General features: G+C 47.3%; 18 protein-coding genes and 1 pseudogene. 5 read left to right on the forward strand and 14 right to left on the reverse strand.

The features are described 5' to 3' along the window. Nucleotides 1–101 precede the first annotated feature (101 nt). From QMK20_RS21790 to yyaC, 4 genes are all read right to left on the reverse strand, one after another. Nucleotides 102–1,316, reverse strand: a complete 1,215-nt coding sequence (locus tag QMK20_RS21790; protein WP_283653274.1) for a class I SAM-dependent methyltransferase — start codon at nt 1,314–1,316, stop codon at nt 102–104. Then, nucleotides 1,303–1,959, reverse strand: a complete 657-nt coding sequence (locus QMK20_RS21795) for a DUF6483 family protein (RefSeq protein ID WP_044644449.1) — start codon at nt 1,957–1,959, stop codon at nt 1,303–1,305. The genes QMK20_RS21790 and QMK20_RS21795 overlap by 14 nt, the downstream gene beginning before the upstream one ends. A gap of 204 nt (nt 1,960–2,163) precedes the next feature. Beyond that, on the reverse strand, nt 2,164–2,958 hold the full coding sequence (locus QMK20_RS21800) for an alpha/beta fold hydrolase (protein ID WP_283653275.1): 795 nt from the start codon (nt 2,956–2,958) through the stop codon (nt 2,164–2,166). 86 nt (nt 2,959–3,044) lie between these two features. Beyond that, nucleotides 3,045–3,635 carry a spore protease YyaC gene (gene yyaC, locus QMK20_RS21805; RefSeq protein WP_283653276.1) on the reverse strand — a complete coding sequence of 197 codons (591 nt, stop codon included), beginning with the start codon at nt 3,633–3,635 and terminating at the stop codon, nt 3,045–3,047. A 121-nt stretch (nt 3,636–3,756) separates the two neighbouring features. Here yyaC and QMK20_RS21810 point away from each other — a divergent pair, with 121 nt between their 5' ends. The 5 genes from QMK20_RS21810 (at nt 3,757) to QMK20_RS21830 (ending at nt 6,408) form a co-directional block, all read left to right on the forward strand. Further along, entirely contained in the window at nt 3,757–3,984 is a 228-nt protein-coding gene (locus QMK20_RS21810) for a DUF1128 domain-containing protein (protein ID WP_283653277.1), read from the forward strand. Nucleotides 3,985–4,338: 354 nt separating this feature from the next. Continuing rightward, on the forward strand, nt 4,339–5,052 hold the full coding sequence (locus QMK20_RS21815; RefSeq protein WP_283653278.1) for a phosphatase PAP2 family protein: 714 nt from the start codon (nt 4,339–4,341) through the stop codon (nt 5,050–5,052). Nucleotides 5,053–5,193: 141 nt separating this feature from the next. Next, nucleotides 5,194–5,451 carry a GlsB/YeaQ/YmgE family stress response membrane protein gene (locus QMK20_RS21820; RefSeq protein ID WP_283653279.1) on the forward strand — a complete coding sequence of 86 codons (258 nt, stop codon included), beginning with the start codon at nt 5,194–5,196 and terminating at the stop codon, nt 5,449–5,451. Between the two features lie 41 nt (nt 5,452–5,492). Next, nucleotides 5,493–5,897: a YtxH domain-containing protein gene (locus QMK20_RS21825; RefSeq protein WP_283653280.1), complete on the forward strand. Its 405-nt coding sequence runs from the start codon at nt 5,493–5,495 to the stop codon at nt 5,895–5,897. Nucleotides 5,898–5,994: 97 nt separating this feature from the next. Further along, nucleotides 5,995–6,408 carry a DUF5665 domain-containing protein gene (locus QMK20_RS21830; protein ID WP_283653281.1) on the forward strand — a complete coding sequence of 138 codons (414 nt, stop codon included), beginning with the start codon at nt 5,995–5,997 and terminating at the stop codon, nt 6,406–6,408. 91 nt (nt 6,409–6,499) lie between these two features. On the opposite strand, the gene QMK20_RS21835 is transcribed toward QMK20_RS21830, so the two are convergent. The 10 genes and pseudogenes from QMK20_RS21835 to QMK20_RS27450 all read right to left on the reverse strand — a co-directional run bounded on the left by QMK20_RS21835 (nt 6,500) and on the right by QMK20_RS27450 (nt 17,964). Continuing rightward, nucleotides 6,500–7,468, reverse strand: a complete 969-nt coding sequence (locus QMK20_RS21835) for a magnesium transporter CorA family protein (RefSeq protein ID WP_283653282.1) — start codon at nt 7,466–7,468, stop codon at nt 6,500–6,502. Nucleotides 7,469–7,578: 110 nt separating this feature from the next. Continuing rightward, the gene (locus tag QMK20_RS21840; RefSeq protein ID WP_283653283.1) at nt 7,579–8,352 is read right to left on the reverse strand and encodes a sigma-70 family RNA polymerase sigma factor; all 774 of its coding nucleotides are present in this window, start codon (nt 8,350–8,352) and stop codon (nt 7,579–7,581) included. Continuing rightward, nucleotides 8,349–8,801, reverse strand: a complete 453-nt coding sequence (gene rsbW / locus QMK20_RS21845) for an anti-sigma B factor RsbW (RefSeq protein WP_283653284.1) — start codon at nt 8,799–8,801, stop codon at nt 8,349–8,351. The genes QMK20_RS21840 and rsbW overlap by 4 nt, the downstream gene beginning before the upstream one ends. A gap of 18 nt (nt 8,802–8,819) precedes the next feature. Then, on the reverse strand, nt 8,820–9,158 hold the full coding sequence (locus tag QMK20_RS21850) for an STAS domain-containing protein (RefSeq protein WP_283653285.1): 339 nt from the start codon (nt 9,156–9,158) through the stop codon (nt 8,820–8,822). A gap of 112 nt (nt 9,159–9,270) precedes the next feature. Beyond that, on the reverse strand, nt 9,271–10,941 hold the full coding sequence (locus tag QMK20_RS21855; RefSeq protein ID WP_283653286.1) for a response regulator: 1,671 nt from the start codon (nt 10,939–10,941) through the stop codon (nt 9,271–9,273). A gap of 19 nt (nt 10,942–10,960) precedes the next feature. Next, complete coding sequence (locus QMK20_RS21860) at nt 10,961–11,830, reverse strand: CheR family methyltransferase (RefSeq protein WP_283653287.1); 870 nt, start codon at nt 11,828–11,830, stop codon at nt 10,961–10,963. A 79-nt stretch (nt 11,831–11,909) separates the two neighbouring features. Then, on the reverse strand, nt 11,910–15,608 hold the full coding sequence (locus QMK20_RS21865) for a response regulator (RefSeq protein WP_283653288.1): 3,699 nt from the start codon (nt 15,606–15,608) through the stop codon (nt 11,910–11,912). Then, nucleotides 15,592–16,773, reverse strand: a complete 1,182-nt coding sequence (locus QMK20_RS21870) for a PP2C family protein-serine/threonine phosphatase (protein ID WP_283653289.1) — start codon at nt 16,771–16,773, stop codon at nt 15,592–15,594. Before QMK20_RS21870 ends, QMK20_RS21865 begins: the two co-directional genes overlap by 17 nt. Before the next feature lie 234 nt (nt 16,774–17,007). After that, nucleotides 17,008–17,349, reverse strand: coding sequence for a YflT domain-containing protein (locus QMK20_RS21875; RefSeq protein WP_283653290.1), 342 nt, complete (start codon nt 17,347–17,349; stop codon nt 17,008–17,010). A gap of 100 nt (nt 17,350–17,449) precedes the next feature. Beyond that, nucleotides 17,450–17,964 (reverse strand): annotated as a pseudogene (locus QMK20_RS27450) (hypothetical protein). Nucleotides 17,965–17,978 lie beyond the last annotated feature (14 nt).

The following is a 17,978-nucleotide window of genomic DNA, read 5'->3' on the forward strand; positions in this document are numbered from 1 at the left end:
GAATAGGCTACGCAAAGGGAGCAACCTGTAACGGCAACTGTAAACTGTGATTTACAAAAAAAGTGGAGCCACCCCGCAGTGGCCCCACTTTTGCTATATTTCTATCCCTGTTTCTTCGTCTGCCCTGCTCCCTCGGGAAGCAAATCCGCACAAGCACGCTCCAAATAAGGATCAGCATGAATAAAATCCCGAAATGCCGTGTATTCACGCCATAAAACAGAGCGTTCCCCTGCTTGCCCTTTGACGGCACGGATCAAAATATTTTTAGGCGTATGCTCCATGTCGATAAATTCCAGTAACTGTGTCCGGTATCCCATCATATCCAGCAGCTTGGCCCGGATACCGTCTGTTGCCAGCGCTGAAAAGCGCTCCTTCAAAATACCATGGGAAAGCAATGGCTCCAGCACCGGATTTTCCAACTGGCTAAACAGCTCATGCTGGCAGCACGGAACCGACAAAATGACAGATGCATCCCAACGAACTGCCTTCTCCAGCGCGGCATCCGTTGCGGTATCACAGGCATGTAAAGTCACGACCATATCCACCTGCTCCAGCTCGTTATAGTCCGCGATATCACCGACCAAAAACTCCAATTGGCGGTATTGCAGCTTTTGAGCCAGAAGATTACAGGTTTCAATAACATCTGCCTTCAAATCCAGACCCACGATCTGCAAAGGTCGTTTTTGCTGTACTGCCAAATAATGATACAGCGCAAAGGTCAAATATGATTTGCCGCAGCCAAAATCCACAATGGTTAACGGGCGGCCTACGGGAAGGTTAGGCAGTACATCCTGCACCATTTCGAGAAAACGGTTGATTTGGCGGAACTTATCATACTTGCGGGCCAGTACCTTGCCGTCCTCATTCATAATCCCAAGCTCAATCAGGAAAGGAATCCGTTCTCCTTCTTCCAGCACATATTGCTTTTTGCGGTTATGAGACAGGTCGGCTGTACTTTTGCTCGGTGATTTTGTCAAAATAGACACTTTATATTTTTTACTGATCAGCACCTGATAGTCCGCATCCTTCGCACACAAAAGTCCTTGACGGAACGTGTCCTCAAACAAGGCGGTCATGCGCTCGTTAGCTTCGTCAGGGGGCAGGTTTTCATGAATGACTTTGTTGCTGTAATGAAAAGCAAACTGGTAATGCAGCTTGTTCTTCAATTCCACAGGCTTGATTTGCACTTTAGTAAAGGAAGCATCCTCCCGTTTACGAAGCTGACTCAGCGTCGCGGTTATGAGGGATCCTCCTGTAGTTAGTTGGTATATAAGTTCACGCAGTGAATCCAAAAGGTACATCTCACTTTCTTTCATGTAGTTGGGTAATCTCGACCAAACCCTCGGTTACTTCCCGGCGTGAAAGTCCACCCCGTTGAAGCTCCGCATCAGTCTTATCCAGCAATTGATTATAAAATGCCTCTGCTTCTGGCAGCAGCTCCGGCTGCTCCCATGCCAGTCCGAACCAGACATCAGCGGCCTCGTCCAGTCTGTCCTCTCGCTCGTAATGGACAGCCAGCAGCTTGCTTGTATCGGCTGGTAGCTCATATTCCCGAACCAAATTGACGATACACGCAATTCGTTCAGGCAGAACCTGAATGTCACGGGTCGCGCCATTCAAATCACTGTACAAGTATAGATGAAGGGATTTAATCAAGATTCGTATCCCCTCGTCTGTTCTGTCGGTTTCCAGGTAAATAGCGGCTTCTTCTTCCAATATGCGAGCCACCTGCTGAAGCTTGTCCGCTTCAATACCGGGACCCAGTCGGAAAAGCTCAATAATTTGTTCCGGCGGCAATCGTCTGAGCAAATCTGAACGAAGACGAAACTGCTTGTTAAGCAGGTCATCCAGTTGTTTCAGCGCTTCGACGTGTTTATTTTCACGCCTTAGACCGAGCACCGATGCCACTGCGGATGTCATTTCTTCCATCATACTGAGCAAATAATCTTTTCTGAGCAAGCCGTTCCCTTCCTTTCATCCCGATGCCTCGACAACCAGGAACCATTACACTTCTGATTGTAAGTCATCCTTGTGCAAAAGCCAAATGACTCAGTCAAGACGGAAACCAGTTTGTACAACCAAAATCAATTTAAAACGCAAAAAAGCCGGAGACCCTCTGTATTTGCACCAGATGGTTCCGGTTTTTGGCTTTGCTGCTCGGGCTTACTGCTGGATGTTTTGTTGTAAAAATGCCAAAATGGCATGTGCCAGTTGTTCCGGCGCTTCGAACAGGCTCATATGGCCAACTTCAGATATGGTGACCTGAGTGACCCCGGCCCGATCCGTCGTAAACGTCCGGGCGGGAGGAATCGCCTGATCCTGCTCCCCCGCCACTAACAGAGTGGGCAAGGTGGAAGCCGACAGCACGTCACGGCGGTCAGAACGCTCACGCATCGCCAAAGATGTGCCTACGGCTCCTTGTGGCGGCGTTTTATAACCGATTTCTTTGACCTTGAGCACCTGATCCGAAAAGGACTCTACGTGTTGTGGAGTAAAAAGTCCGGGAACGAGTCCATCTACAAATGCGGTGATTCCCTCTGTTTGAATGGTGGATACGGCCTTGTTCCGTTTTTCTTTTCCTTCCTCTGTATCCGCATAGGCGGTGGAGTGAATCAGCCCGAAGGCTGTAAGTCGCTCGGGATGGCGCTGTACCGCAGAAAGCGTCAAATAGCCCCCTAGGGAATGGCCGAACCAGGCAGCCTGTGGAATGTCCAGTTGCTCTTGAAGCTTAAGCACATCATTCGCCATTTGATCAATCGTGTAGGCTCCAAGCGGAGCATCGCTACGTCCATGACCACGCAAGTCCGGAACAATGCAGCGATAGCTTTGGGACAGCAATGGAACAACCTTATCCCAATAGGAAGAGCTTCCACAAAATCCGTGCAACAGGATGATGGGCTCTCCTTTTCCCTGTTCGGCATAGCAGATCGTCGTTCCTTCACATAGTACCTTTTCCATGTGGAACCCTTCTTTCTCTGTATATAATCTATTGGTGCGAATATATTATGATTAGAACATGCTGATGTATATTATTAAGCAGACCATCAATATCTGAAACGGTATCCCTCTGGAAATTCTTGCGAATCTGCTCTTAAGCCAAACCCGCAAGACGCAGCATGGGCTATGTGTGCAGCCATCGTCATGACGAGATGTAGTGATGTCATTTGCAATGTCCAGTAGGGTTTGGGACTACGCTCATTCACAATGGCTGCGACGCTGTAATCTCCGACAGACGGCAGGGCCAGTCCGACCGAACGCGCCGGAGTTAGCGGCTCACGGGCAACCAGAAACATCCCCGCCGATCCTTGCTGCCCCAGACAAGCGTCTATGGCAATCACATGATGGTCCTGGGGAATACGCTCCAAATACGAAACCAGATGATCCGCGTCGCACGGCTCAGTCATGGTGCCTATCACATGTGGAAAGCCCTGTTCCATAAGCATGGTGCCGACCAGCGGTCCCAGTGTATCGCCTGACGAACGATCCGTGCCGATACAAACAAAGGTCAGCTTATTCACCTCATGAAGAGAATGAATTTCCCGAAAAAACGGTACGAGCCCTTTGCGATCTGTTTTTTCTGCATTACTGTCTAAAGAAGAGCGCCTGGATACGGAAGCCCGATTATACAAAGACACCTTCGTCCATCCTCCTTGATCCGGCCGTTGACCGATAATCTGACTTTCAGTACATTCTACAACAAAAACATGGTACAATACAGGCAACTTCCCCTGATTATGAAAGGATGGAACATTAACGATGGATTTGTCTGTACCGTCTCATGCCAACATTGAACATATGATTGAAGGCATCAAAACCAAGCTTCGTATGGCGAGTGGCGCTGCTATGCAGTCCTCCGCTTTCTCTCTGGAGCAATACGAGGATCTCCGTGATGTCTATGAAATGGTGATAAGCAAGCCTAATCTGAGTATTTCAGAAGTCGAGGCCATCGTCTCCGAGCTGGGCAGATTACGTAATCCCTCCTGAATCAGAAGACAGATGCACGCCGTTTAGCTTACTTACAGCCTACCATCTTGGGTGACACTGTTCATGGTAGCGGCCTGTGCCCGTAAATAAAGCTCGTATCTCCGTTCGCATCAACAGACGCGCAACGGGATACGAGCTTTATTTTTTTCATTCTCTGATGGATTTCTTCGCGGATGTCTTTATCATAGATCTGCCAACACTAGTTCAGACACTTCCACATTACCTCTAGCTTGTATTTTTAATTAACAGAGCGGTGCTCCAGTCACGTTTTGCTCTCAAGTTCAATATTGGTTAAGTTTATAGTACGAAAAGATAAATCTATGTACGAAGCCATAAGGAGGAGATTCCCTACATATGCTGTCCCATGAACCTCAGCCATCCCGTTTTTTGCCATACTATTTACGTCGCAGTCTGTACGCATCCATCGTCTTGATTGCCGTTTTGCTTCTCATTGCCTACATTGTTCGATGGATCGGTACAGCTCCTTTTTTATATTGGGATGAACGCATTCAGGCTGCAATCTTTCCAGACACAACGGCGGCTCATCACAAGCCCCTGCCTGTCGCTGTATTCATTACGTCTTTCGGTTCCTTCCGTGTCTCTTTACTCATTGCCCTGGGTATTGCCGCCTTGTGCCGGGTATATCTCCGTTCGAGAGCTTATGCCTTTGCAGTAATAAGCAGCTTTACGGCCATGTGGGTGTTGAACACGCTCATTAAAGAAGTTTTGCAACGGGAGCGCCCATCCCTTCAACATTTGGTAGAAGTCGGCGGCTATAGTTTTCCCAGCGGGCACGCCATGATTTCCATGGGATTTTACGGCATGATTTTTGCCATTTGGGCGATAGAACGAAAAATTCATGAGTGCTCTATCTTCCTTCCCTGCGTTCTTGGCGTACTTTTGATTCTCCTGATCGGGCTAAGCCGTGTCTATCTGGGGGTTCACTTTCCAACCGACATAGCGGGTGGTTATATCGCAGGAATCATTTGGCTCGTGTTTACCGTTCCTGTTATCTATTGGCGAGCACGGCTGCAGGGTTCTCTGCCTCCTTCTGTTCCCCGCCCGTAAGCGGTTCGAGACGGTTTCTTGTTTCACACGGAGTCACGGCGTTTATATACGAAGTAAGCAAGACAACGCAGCACTCTAAACTCAGCACTCACAAAAAGCATTATGATTCTGCTAAACTGAAGGATAAAGGAGGCGATCCGTGTGTGGGGAATAGTATTAAGTATAGTAATGGCTATTATTATCGGATTGATTGGCGACGCTCTCGCTGGCCATGAAATGCCCGGCGGCATTGCAGGCTCTATGATCGCCGGATTTGTAGGAGCTTGGCTCGGTGTCACGCTGCTGGGAAACTGGGGTCCGGTCATCAGTGATTTTGCAGTCATTCCTGCCATACTCGGAACCGCATTATTTGTGTTCCTGCTCGGACTTGTGTCCAGGCTTTTAAGAAGTGCTACCTAACATTTATATATTTTTTTATTCTATAAGAGGAGTGATATGACATGAGTAACATTGATAATCAAAATACGGTAGGTAATACTTCAAGCTTTGCAAAGGGTTTATTCATCGGAGGTTTGATTGGTGCTGCGGCAGCCCTGCTGTTCGCGCCGAAGCCGGGTCGCGATTTGCGCAGCGATTTGTCTGATAAAATTACAGTGGTTGCCGATAAAACAAAAGACGTTGCATCCGTAGTCAGCAACAAAGCAACGGATCTGGCTAAAACGGTTTCCACTAAAACAGAAGATGTAGCTAAAACCATATCTGGTAGTAAAGACATTATTTTATCCAGCGTAGCCAGAGCCTCTGCCGATGTTGCTGATGAAGCAGTCAAGGCTGATCAAGAAATTATGGATGCAACGGCCCAAGCTGCCAAGGAAACGCAAAAACAATTAAACACCACTTCCTAATGACAGGGAATTCTGTGTACAACAAGAATAGACCTTAAAGCACTGAACAGCCAGCATGCACGAAGCTGGCTGTTTTTTAGATGACAGAAAGGCAGGGATGACGATGAGCAAGCCAAACTCGTATGGAGATAATCTTAGCGTAAACAACAAACGGACCTTTCATCCCCGACAGGGTCAGGATCAAACAAGGGATTTTGATGTGAATGAGCACCCTTTTGAACTGCGTCATGAGGTGAAGCGGCTTAATAAGCGCTTAGATCAAATAGCCGACATGCTGGAAAGAGTAGAATTTCGCGATGTATTGGAAACCTATTCCAATCCTAAAAAAAGGATCATCAGTAACCTGACCGCAGGCATTGCAAGGGGGCTTGGCCTTACGCTGGGTACGGTTGTCATACTCGCTCTGCTCGCTTGGCTGCTCAGCTTCCTTGTACAACTGAATCTTCCGATCATCGGAGATTTTATTGCCGAGCTGCTGGGCTATATTAAAATGAGCCAAGGCGGAAATTAGACGGCAAACGATCCATAGTAACCAGAGGTTCGTGCGTACACGTAGCCCATTACCATGGATCGTTTTTATCTGTACATTTTGGATGACTGAGCTAGAGCTTGTTGCGCTTGTTAGCTTTCAGCAAATCTCCTGTCCATCCCTTCATCATCAGCCAGCCGTACATCCCCACCATACTTAACAGGGTCGCCGCAATCACGGCGGTGAAGCCCCAGCCTGTTTTGATCCAGGGCAGGTTCTCGAAGTTCATGCCCCAAATGGCGCCCACTACGGTTGCAGGCGTAAATACGGCTGTTACAATGGTGAGTGTCTTCGTAATCTCATTTCCCCTAAATGCAGAAATGGCATCGTCAATGGAGATCAACGTGTCAATTTCCTTTTCATAATGCCGAAACAGCCCTTCCATTCGATTGACACGGTGAAGTAGCTGCTTAAAAAAGCGATTTTCCTCCAGCTCATCCAGATATGCTTCCCGGGAAGCCGTTACCAGTTCTGAAAATGGAATGAACATATTACTCCAATACAACAGCTCAAAACGCGCATTCAATATGGAGTCCATTAGCGTACGGGCATTTCTTTTCTCCATATTCTCTTCCAGTTTTCTCAGGTTAATCTCGAATTTGTCCATCCCCGTATGAAAATAATGAAGAACTGCCCTTGCCAGTACAAACATGCCATCAGCTGCACTTTCACATCGGTCGAGCATTTTTTGACGTTCGGCCGTGTGCATGATTTCGCGGGTATTCTGATCCAGGTTTAAGGTCACTAATTTCTGGCCAAGGACCAGAAAATAGAACTTGTTACAATCGCGTTGACTGTCGATTTCCTCCTGAATGGAATAGATCAGCGATCCGCATATCAAGGGTTGAACGCCATCCAGAAAGCGCACAGAAATAAAACTGGATGGGATGTCCTCTACCTTGTCCAGCCATTCCCGGGCCTCCGGAAGTTTCTCTTTCAGCTCTTGTATAATGGGGTCCTGCCAGTCTGTAGCGCCGATGTCCCACCATTCCCACCCTCCGCGAAAGGAGGAAATCTGTTCAAATTCTGCCGTAGATTTCACCCTTCCTCCCCCTCCTTTTCCGCTTTAAAAAAGGACACGCTTCCCTGATGGAATGGCGTGTCCTTACGATGTGACGTCCAGTAATCGAAACCATGAAGGTCGTCTTTCACTCATGAGATAGAAGAATTAGACATGATCTGTTTCAGCTTCTCGGTCGCCCGCTTCTGGATGCGGGATACGCTCATCTGCGATACGCCCAAGGTCTGCGCAATCGCACGTTGAGATTGACCATCCTGAAATGCCAGAAGGAGCACCTTCTGTTCCTGCTCTTTAAGCTGGCTTAAAGCTTGTTGTAAATCCATTCGTTTTTCCACGGTGTCGTAGTCATTGGCATCCGAGCTGATAAGCTCGCCTAACGTAGCCGCACTCTCCTCCTGGGATAAAGGTGAGTCCAGTGACACATAATGGTAGCACTCACGGCCTGCGAGCACTTCGATCGTTTCCTCCACAGTAAGGTCCAAATACTCCGCGATCTCGTTCACATTCGGCGAACGTTCCAGTTTAACAGTCAGTTCGTCGATGGCATGCTGAACGAGCGCACCCTTTTCCTTGATGCGGCGGGGAACCTGAATGTACCAGGATTTGTCGCGCAAATAATTTTTCATATGTCCCAGCATACTTTTCATTGCATACGGTTCAAAGGGGATACCCAAGCTGATATCGTATTGCTGAAGCAGACGTATCAATGCCATCTGACCGGTTTGATATAAATCCTCGTATAAGTCCGGACGGTTACGGGAGATTTTCCCGGCAGCCATCTTGACCATCGGCTCATACTTGCGGATCAGTACGGTAGCAATCTCGTTATCTTTGGTTCGCTGGTACTCCCAGATTAGACCAACGGCTTCATCCATCGACTCCGGGGGAGTTACCTTTTCATTCATACTTTTTCCTCGCTTCTGACCAGACGCTTTACAAGCACGACTTCCGTACCTTTTCCAGTCTCATTCAAGATATGGACATCGTCCATAAGCGCCTGCATGAGATAGAAGCCCAGTCCGCCTACCTGCGCATCATTCAGCTCTTTGTCATGCAAGGATGCAAGTCGGGACGGGTTCTCCATTCGTTCAAAGCTCTCCCCTTCATCTTTGACGCGGATGGACAACGAAGCTTCGTCAAATTCGAATGTTACTTCCACCACTCCGCCTTCATGACCGTAAGCATAAAGGACAGAGTTATTACAGGCTTCAGATACAGCCACTTTCATGTCTTCTATATCCTCGTAAGAGAATCCCATTTTCGCGGCAATTCCGTACAAATTTAATCTTACAATATCGACAAAGTCAGCAGTTGCCGGCAAATTAAGAATAACTTTTTGAATTTGAGCATTCATTTCTTTTTCTTTCCTTTCCTATTGGGAATTCTCCTGGGGGACAAAGAATTTGGCAATACCGGTCATATCGAACAGTTTTTGTATTTGAGGTGGTACCTCCTGAACGGCAAACCGGGACTCCATCCCATGCCTTGCCTTCAAAATAGATAACAAAATACCGATACCTGTACTGTCAATGTATTTAAGTTCTTTTAAGTTAATAATCAAGTCCTGGCCGGATTCCCCCACCAAAGGCTCCATCACCAGACGAAAATCAGGTGCCACCGAAAGATCCAGCTCTCCGCTAAGGTAAACGGTATTTACTCCTTCACTTGTTTCTGTAATCGCATTGAACTTCTCATTTTTATTAGTATTCATAGGCCTACTCTCCCGAAAAAAGATTTCCTTACATACTAACCCATTATACGATCGCTTGAATCACCGTATGATGCTTTCTGCACCTTCCAAATGTCACCATCTACGCATCAGGCTACGCCTCGTGAATTTGGTCTTTGCCTGATTGCATTGGAAAATGATTCGGAGAATGCCGCAGTAGAGCCTGTTTTACACTGCTGATTTTCACGGGTTTGCTAATATAATCGTTCATTCCAGCCTCAATACATCGGGGCTGAATACCTTCCATCACATTCGCTGTCATGGCGATAATAGCAGGCTGTGACCTTCCCACCAATTGTTCACGCACCTTGCCCGTACACTCTAATCCGTCCATCACAGGCATTTGCAGGTCCATGAAGATATAGTCATAATCCTGGTTAGCCATGACCATATCAAGCGCCTGTTGCCCGTCTGCTGCCACATCCGAAGCCAAACCGAGCTTATCCAGTATATTGACCATCAGCTTCTGGTTGATCGGATGGTCATCCACGACCAGTACAGGTTTACGGCTTGAGGAGTTCTGATGGGGAATTTCCCATTCGTGACTGGACTCTCCCTCCAGTTCATTTTCCTGAGCAAAGCCAAGCTTCGTTGTAAAATGGAATGTTACCCCCTGCTCTCCACTTGTATCCACACGGATATCGCCGCCCATCATGTTCACCAATGTTTTGCAAATAGCGAGCCCTAAACCAGTTCCACCATATTTGCGCGTCATCGAAGAATCAAGCTGGGAAAAGGGCTGAAACAGCCTTCCAACCTTGGCGGGCTCAATACCAATGCCTGTATCCTTCACGGAAAATTCAATGGTAAGTCCTTCGTCGCTACACTCTTTGACCGATGCAAAGACATATACACCACCACGATCTGTAAATTTGACGGCATTGGATACCAGATTAATGAGAACCTGACGCAGTCTTCCCATATCACCGTATAACACTGGCGGTAGCTGCTCATCCAGAAAATAATCCATCTCCAGATTCTTTCGATTTACTTCCACCGTAAACAGGCTGAAAACTTCCTTGATACAGGAAACCAGATCAAACGGATATTCCTCTATCTCCATTTTGCCTGACTCCAGCTTGGTAAAATCCAGAATATCGTTAATGACCGCTACGAGCGCATCTGCACTGCGGCGAATGATATCGGCATATTCCTGCTGATCGCTTTGCAGCTCTGTTCCCATTAACAGGTCAATCATGCCAATCACACCATTCATAGGTGTCCGAATTTCATGGCTCATCATAGCCAGGAACTCCGTTTTGGCATTGGCTGCGATTTCGGCTGCCTCCTTGGCGGCAATCAGTTCGCTATTCATCTTTTCCAGCTCATGCGTCTTCTGATGAAGCAGCATGGACTGTGTTTTCAGGCGTTTGTTGGTCAGATACATTTGCACAAAGCCTTCAATTTTGGACTTGAGAATTTGAGGGATGAATGGCTTCACCATATAATCAATACCACCCGCTGAATAACCGGCAAACAAATGCTCCGCTTCCTTACTGTTAGCGGAAATGAAGATGATCGGAATATCTTTCGTCTTCTCTCTGGCCTTAATCAGCTTTGCAGTCTCAATTCCATCCATACCCGGCATTTGCACATCAAGGACTACCAGTGCGAATTCATCTTTTAACAGACATCGCAGTGCTTTTTCCCCGGATGTTGCCTTTACCAAATTATATTGTTCACTCTCCAGCACCGCTTCAAGAGCGAGCAGGTTCTCAGGTCTGTCATCTACCAGCAGTATATGAATCGGTTCATGAAGCCCCATGGGATCCTCCTAAGCATCTCTATTTAATCTTCCGGTATATTTTTTCTACCCGGTCCAGCGGCTCGTAGGAATCACTATAATCGGTAAAATGTATGGATTCCTTGGCCCCAAGCACCAATACGCCAAAATGGCTCAAGCTATCATAAAACAACCCGTGTACATGGTTGCGAAGTTCATCGTTAAAATAAATCATGACATTCCGGCAAAAAATAACGTTGAACTCGTTAAAGGACCGGTCTGTCGCCAAGTTGTGCTCCGCAAAAATAATGTTTTTACGTAAAAAAGGATGAAACATCACTGAATCATACTTGGCTGTGTAATATTCGGAGAACGATTGCGTACCTCCTGACTCCAAATAATTTTTGGTATACAGCTTCATTCGATCAATTCCGTATACGCCTTCCTTCGCCTGCTGTAAAGACAGGTTATTCATATCCGTCGCATAAATACGGGCTTTATCATATAAGCCTTCCTCATGCAGCATGATCGCCATCGAGTATACTTCCTCACCTGTCGAGCAACCTGCATGCCATATTCGAATATACGGATATGTCCGTAAAATCGGAATTATTTTCTGCCTGAAATTCAGAAACAGCTCAGGATCACGGAACATCTCGGTCACTGGAATCGAAAGGCTTTGCACCAGTCTGTCGAAGGCGCTGCGATCATGCAGCACCTTCGACAGAAGCCCTGATATCGTGCTAACCTTCTCGGACTGTGCATGATAATAAATACGCCGCTTGATCGAAGGCAGAGCGTAGTTACGAAAATCGTAGCCGTACAGCCGATGAATGCCTTCCAGCAACAGCTCAATCTCAATCATCTCCCGCTCCGTTTCATTCGATTTCAGTTCAATAGCAGCATTATCCGCCGTATCCTTTGATGTCATAATCTCTCTCCAATTCCTGAATAGGTTTTGCCAGTACCGCTCCAATCATGTGTTGATTTATATTACCCATTTTTTCGGGCTACGAATACAGCCATACCCGCATTAATGACAAAAGCTGTTCGGTTTGAATCGGCTTCTTCACATAATCGGAAGCGCCTGCCTCAATACACTTGGAACGATCATCCTTCATAGCCTTGGCTGTGAGCGCAATAATAGGCAGCTTCTCGAATTGCGGCATCAGCCGGATTCGCCGCATGGCTTCATATCCGTCCATTTCAGGCATCATCATATCCATCAGCACCAGATCAAAATCAGGTGTCTGTTCCAGCATTTCCAGCGCTTCTCTACCATTTTCCGCAAAAGTAACCTCCATGCGGTAGCCTTCCAGCACGCTGGACAGGGCGAATACGTTTCGGATATCATCATCCACCAACAATATTTTTTTACCTTCAAACAATTCTTCCTTGTTATATAGCTTCTGCAAAATTTTACGTTTATCCTCAGGGAGATTCGCCTCGACACGATGCAGGAACAGGGTCGTTTCATCCAAAAGCCGTTCCGGCGATTTGACATCCTTAATAATAATGGACTCCGCAAATTTACGCAGTTGCGTTTCTTCTTTGCTGTCCAGATCTTTACCCGTATAAATAATAATCGGCAGATCGGTCAGTTGCTCATTGTCCCGAATGCGGCCTAGCAGTTCAAAGCCTGTCATATCGTTCAGCATGAGGTCCAGCACCATACAGTCATACCGCTGCATCCCCAGCTCATTCAGCGCTTCCTGCCCGGTCGAAACCGCCGTAATGGCAACATCGTCATGGTCAATCAGTTCAATAATGGATTTACGCTGATTATCATCGTCCTCGACCACGAGAAGACGTTTCACCATTTTATCTGTATATGATTTAATATGTGAAAATGCCTTATCCAAACTTTCCTTTGAAGATGGCTTTTTGAGATAGGCAATCGCGCCCATCATCAAGCCTTGCTTCACATCGTCGATAACCGAAATAACATGTACCGGAATATGCCGCGTAGATGAATTTCCTTTCAGCTCACCCAAAATGGACCAACCATCCATAACAGGCAATTGAATATCCAGAATAATGGCGTCCGGCAAATAGGATCTGGCCATGTCCAGCCCCTCGTCTCCCTGGAGAGCGATAAGTGCCTTAAAGTCACGGCTACGAGCCATATCGTACAGGATTTTAGCGAATTTAACATCATCCTCTATGATCAGTAATACCTTATCCATCGAGGCAATATCGTTACGGTCGTCGCCCGGGTGCACGATGTCCTCCGATTTTTCCTTCGAAGGCATCTGATACATAGGCAGCTGCTCAGCGGGAACAAGCATAGGAAAATCCGATTCTGCCGATGCTGCGACGCCACCCATATCCAGTGCCGTGCCCGATTGCGACTCTGCTCCCTCTGTTGTTTGCGTTTGTTCCGGCAGATACAGTGTGAAGCAACTGCCCTGCCCCGGCTCAGATTCTACTGTAATGACACCGCCCAGCAATCTGGAAAGCTCGCGGCTGATCGACAAGCCAAGTCCAGTTCCGCCGTATTTACGGCTGGTTGTTCCATCTACCTGCTGGAATGCCTCGAAAATCAGACCCGTTTTATCCGAAGCAATGCCGATACCCGTATCACGTACAGACAAGGCCAGATAGGATTTATGCGGATTTAGAAAACCGGGAAGCTGGTCACCGGTTGCCCTTGATACACTAAAACGAACAGATCCCTCTGTCGTAAACTTGAATGCATTGGACAGTAAATTCCGTAAAATTTGTTTGAGACGATAACCGTCACTTATAATGGCTTCCGGCAAGCTTTCTTCTATCTCGGTATGGAGTTGAAGCTCACGTTTGGCTGCGACCGGAGCAAAATTTTGCTCCACAAATATCTCCAGCTCTTTCAGGTTGACGGCCTCATGGTTAATATCCATTTTCCCGGCGTCCACTTTGGATAGATCCAGAATTTCATCAATCATTTTCAGCAAATCTGCGCCTGACATATAAATGGTCTGTGCATATTCAACCTGCTTGGGCTTAAGATTGCCGTCCTTGTTCTCGGACAGGAGCTGAGAAAGAATGAGCAAGCTATTCAGCGGAGTACGCAATTCATGCGACATGTTGGCTAAAAATTCCGATTTGTATTTACTTGTGATGCCCAACTGCATCGCCTGCTGCTCCAACTGGGCACGCGCACGTTCGATCTCGTCGTTCTTTTCCTCCACTTCCCGAACCTGCTCTTCCAGCGCTCTCGTTTTGGCAATCAGCTCGGTGTTAAAATGCTCCAGTTCCTCCTGCTGACGCTGTAGCAGCTCTTCCGAACGTTTAAGCTCCTCCGTCTGCTCCTCCAAATTTTCGTTGGAACGCTTGAGCTCCTCTTGCTGGGTTTGAAGCTCTTCGGACTGGCACTGCAATTCCTCAGTCAACGCCTGCGATTCGCGCAGCAGTTGCTCTACCCGCATCCGTCCCTTGATGTTGTTCAAAATAATCCCCAAGCTCTCCACTAATTGAGCAAGCAGCTTCGTTTCCAGATCACTAAAGCGATCCAGCGACGCTATTTCCACAGCACCGATGCATTCATCCTCGAACAATACAGGGAAAATCATAATCCCCACCGGCTTACTTGCCCCTAATGCGGAGCCGATGGACAAATATCCGTCAGGAGTCTCCGTAATCAGGATCGGTTTGCGATCCAGAACACTTTGTCCAAGCAAGCCTTCGCCAACATGGATAACGTCCTTGATCGAATCTTCAGCAACCTCCTTCGCGTAGGAGCCGTACAGCTTAAATTGATCATCTTCCACTTGCTTGCCTTGCAAATAAATCGCTCCGTAGCTGCCTCCCAAAATAGGCGTAAACTCACTGATAAACATCTGTGCGACCTGCTCCAGTGAATTCACGCCTCGGAACAGTTCTGTCACCCGTGCCGTGTTAGCATTGAGCCAGGCTTGATCCTTCTGCGTCTGAAGGACGGAGTGCTCGAACTTACGCTTTTCCTCCAGGTCTCCAGCCATTTGCTGAAATACACGGGCAACCTCCCCAATCTCGTCCTTGGAGGCTACGTTCATTCGGCTGATCGCCCTGTATTTTCCTTTGCCAAAGCCATTGATCATGAGGTTAACGATGTTTAGACCTTTCGCAATACTTGGAAGCACCCACAAGATAACCAATAACCCCATAAGTAGCCCGGCGACCATCAGAATTGTGGTAATCTGCACGGATTCCTGATAAGCCTGATTGGCTTGCTCCATATCATGATCTATTTCCCGATCCTGAAAAACGGAAAGTGTAGAAACACTGTCCAGCGCCTCCTGTTGAGCAGGTAACCCCGTACTATTACGGAAAGCATTTGCTTCCTCAATACGGTCTTGCCCCAACAAGGAAATCAGTCTTTGTTCATAGCTCAAAAAGTCTTTCCAAGCGGCCGCTACCCGATCCACTTGCTGCTGCTCCTCACTGGTACCAGAACCAGATTCCAATTCCTCCAGCACCTTAGTTCCGGAAGCAGTAATACCATCAAGCTCTCGCTTGGCTTCACTGACAGAGGACCCCGGATTTAATATCAGATTGGCCATAACCTTCGCCATATCGTTCACCTGACCGCGAATGGCCGTTGTTTTTCGGACCTTCATATAGCGGTCCTGGTAAACCTGATTCAGCTGCTCATTCAGACTCCCCATTCGATCATAGCTGATTAGTGTCAGCACAAGGAGGATCGCCATAAGCGACCCGAAGCCGATCAGCAGTTTATTTCTGATTTTCATGCAAGCTCTCTCCCTCTTTCAATGAAATCCAGATCAGGCACTTATCATCATCGCGATCCTGCGGTGCTTCTTTACGAAAAAAAGCATCCAGCATCGCTTCTTCATTCCATTCCTCATGCTTGCGCAGACACGCAGTCAAATACTCCAGTTGTTCCTCATATTCGCCCTCTACGGCCTCCAGCAAGCCGTCGGTATACAAAGCGATATGCCCCGTTCCTTCATAATGGACCGTGTGCATTTCCGCATCAATTTTATCAAATAAACCTACCGGACTGCACGCACGGTCAAATTTGGTGATGCTCCCGTCCTGACTAAACAGCAGCCCAGGTGGATGCCCCGCATTCACATAATCAATCCGCCGAGAACGGGTATCAATGACCATATAAATCGCCGTAAAATAATACTGCACGAGCTGCTTGCCCAAATCCAGTTGATTAAAGCGACGATTCAGCTCCTGAATCACCTTTTCGGGCTCTACGTATGTGGTCACGGTATCTTTGAGTACAGATGCAATGAACATGCAGAACAGTGAAGAAGAGATGCCATGACCCATCATATCCAGCAAAATGATCGCATATCTACCTTCCCCGAGCGGATACCAGGAATACAAGTCTCCCGCCAGTTCAAAGGAAGGCTGATACAGGGCATTTACTTGCAGCACCGGGTCTTGAATGGCAGGACTAAGCACAGCCTGCTGTACCATCGCGGCCAGCTTCAGCTCGTCCTGAATCCGCTGGTCCCGGTCTTTATGCCAGTCCTTTTCCTGTTTGAGACGCAAGGCAAGCCGTATTCTGGCCATTAATTCTACCTTATTAATAGGCTTGGTGACGTAATCGACGGCCCCTACATCCAGTGCCTCTGCCAGTTTCTTGGAATCGCCTACAGCAGTTACCATGATGATGGGTATATCTTTCAGATGCTCGTACTCCTGCACGATGCTGCAAGCTTCGATACCATCCATTTCAGGCATCATCATATCCAGCAGAACCAAATCAATATCGGAAGGTCGAGGACGCAGACTAATGGTACGGTCGCCGATCCCCAAATGCTCCAACATTTCTGCGGCTGAGCTGGCAGAGATAACATCCTTATAATTTTCTTTCTTTAATATTTCACGAATAATAATGACATTGGTCGGATTATCGTCAACAATTAGGATTCTCATTTCTCTCTCCTTATCTGTAACCCATGTATTATACTTACCTGTTTAAGCGGCAACGCCCTTATGGACATGAATTAGCTTTCCATAAGAAGGCATTCCAAAAACATAGATAAGGAATGAGGCCCTCGCCCCATTCCTTATCTATGTTTTTGGAGGAACCGCGAAGCACTTGTGCGGCGGTCAGCATCCTCTTTTTCAGCTCTAATGCCAGTCTATTTCCCTGCTCAACCGGCGTTATCAAGCTTTTTTGGCAATGACCAGAACTTTGCCCTGATCCAGTTCTTTTTCGTAAAAATCAGCTTCCGTATCTGTAAATCCCAAGGAAGTAATTTTAGCGCGAAGCTCGTCGCCACGGGAACGGAACAGATTGGCTAATGAATCAAAAACGCCCTCTTCCTTAATCCCGATTTCCTTGGCATCCACTGTATCTGCAATACGATCCGTCCGATCCTGATCATGAGCGAGCACAAACACATCCTCATAACGATAGCCCGTGTTGCGCAATTCATTCACCGCTTCGATGGCTTGTACACCGTTCTCTACCACTTTGGCATAAGATTTATGATGGGTCTGATTCATGTTTCTCACGCTCCTTATTAGGATTGACTTCTCTGACTATTACACGCTGTACATTCGTTTGAAACTTCCATGTTATGTCATGCTCTTAAAATTAGAAACATTACCATTCGGCTTCGTCAAAAAACTCGACATATTTAGGCTTATCGGACGCCTCATCCATAAAAACTTTGATCGCACGCTGTCCACGAACGTATACCTCGCCGTCCTCTGCCGTAAATTGTGAGCCACCCAGCACCTTATCCAGCGTTTGCCGTTTTAGCGGCAGCCACTGGTCATTGACCTTGATCCGTCCAGCAGCGGGATCTACATGCACATAAGAAACCATATCATCTCGCATACCGACCACGACGTCAGGATATTGATATTCCGTAGAAAGCAGCAGCGTATCCTCCTTTACTTGAAGGGGCTTGCCCAGTTTTTCAATACATCCGCACGCGTATCGTCCAAAGATATACCGTTTAGCGTATGAAAATCAGCCGGTACGGCATTTTTGGCGGGAATCGTCTGCACAGCCCTTACTACATGCCCCGCCGTATGCGGGGAAACGGCTTGCTGAACCGTATCCTGTCCGGAAAAGGGAGTGAGCAAACCAGCAGCTAGCAATATCTTCATCATAAATCTCACCCTTT

The organism is Paenibacillus sp. RC334 (assembly GCF_030034735.1).
Lineage (GTDB): Bacteria > Bacillota > Bacilli > Paenibacillales > Paenibacillaceae > Paenibacillus > Paenibacillus terrae_A.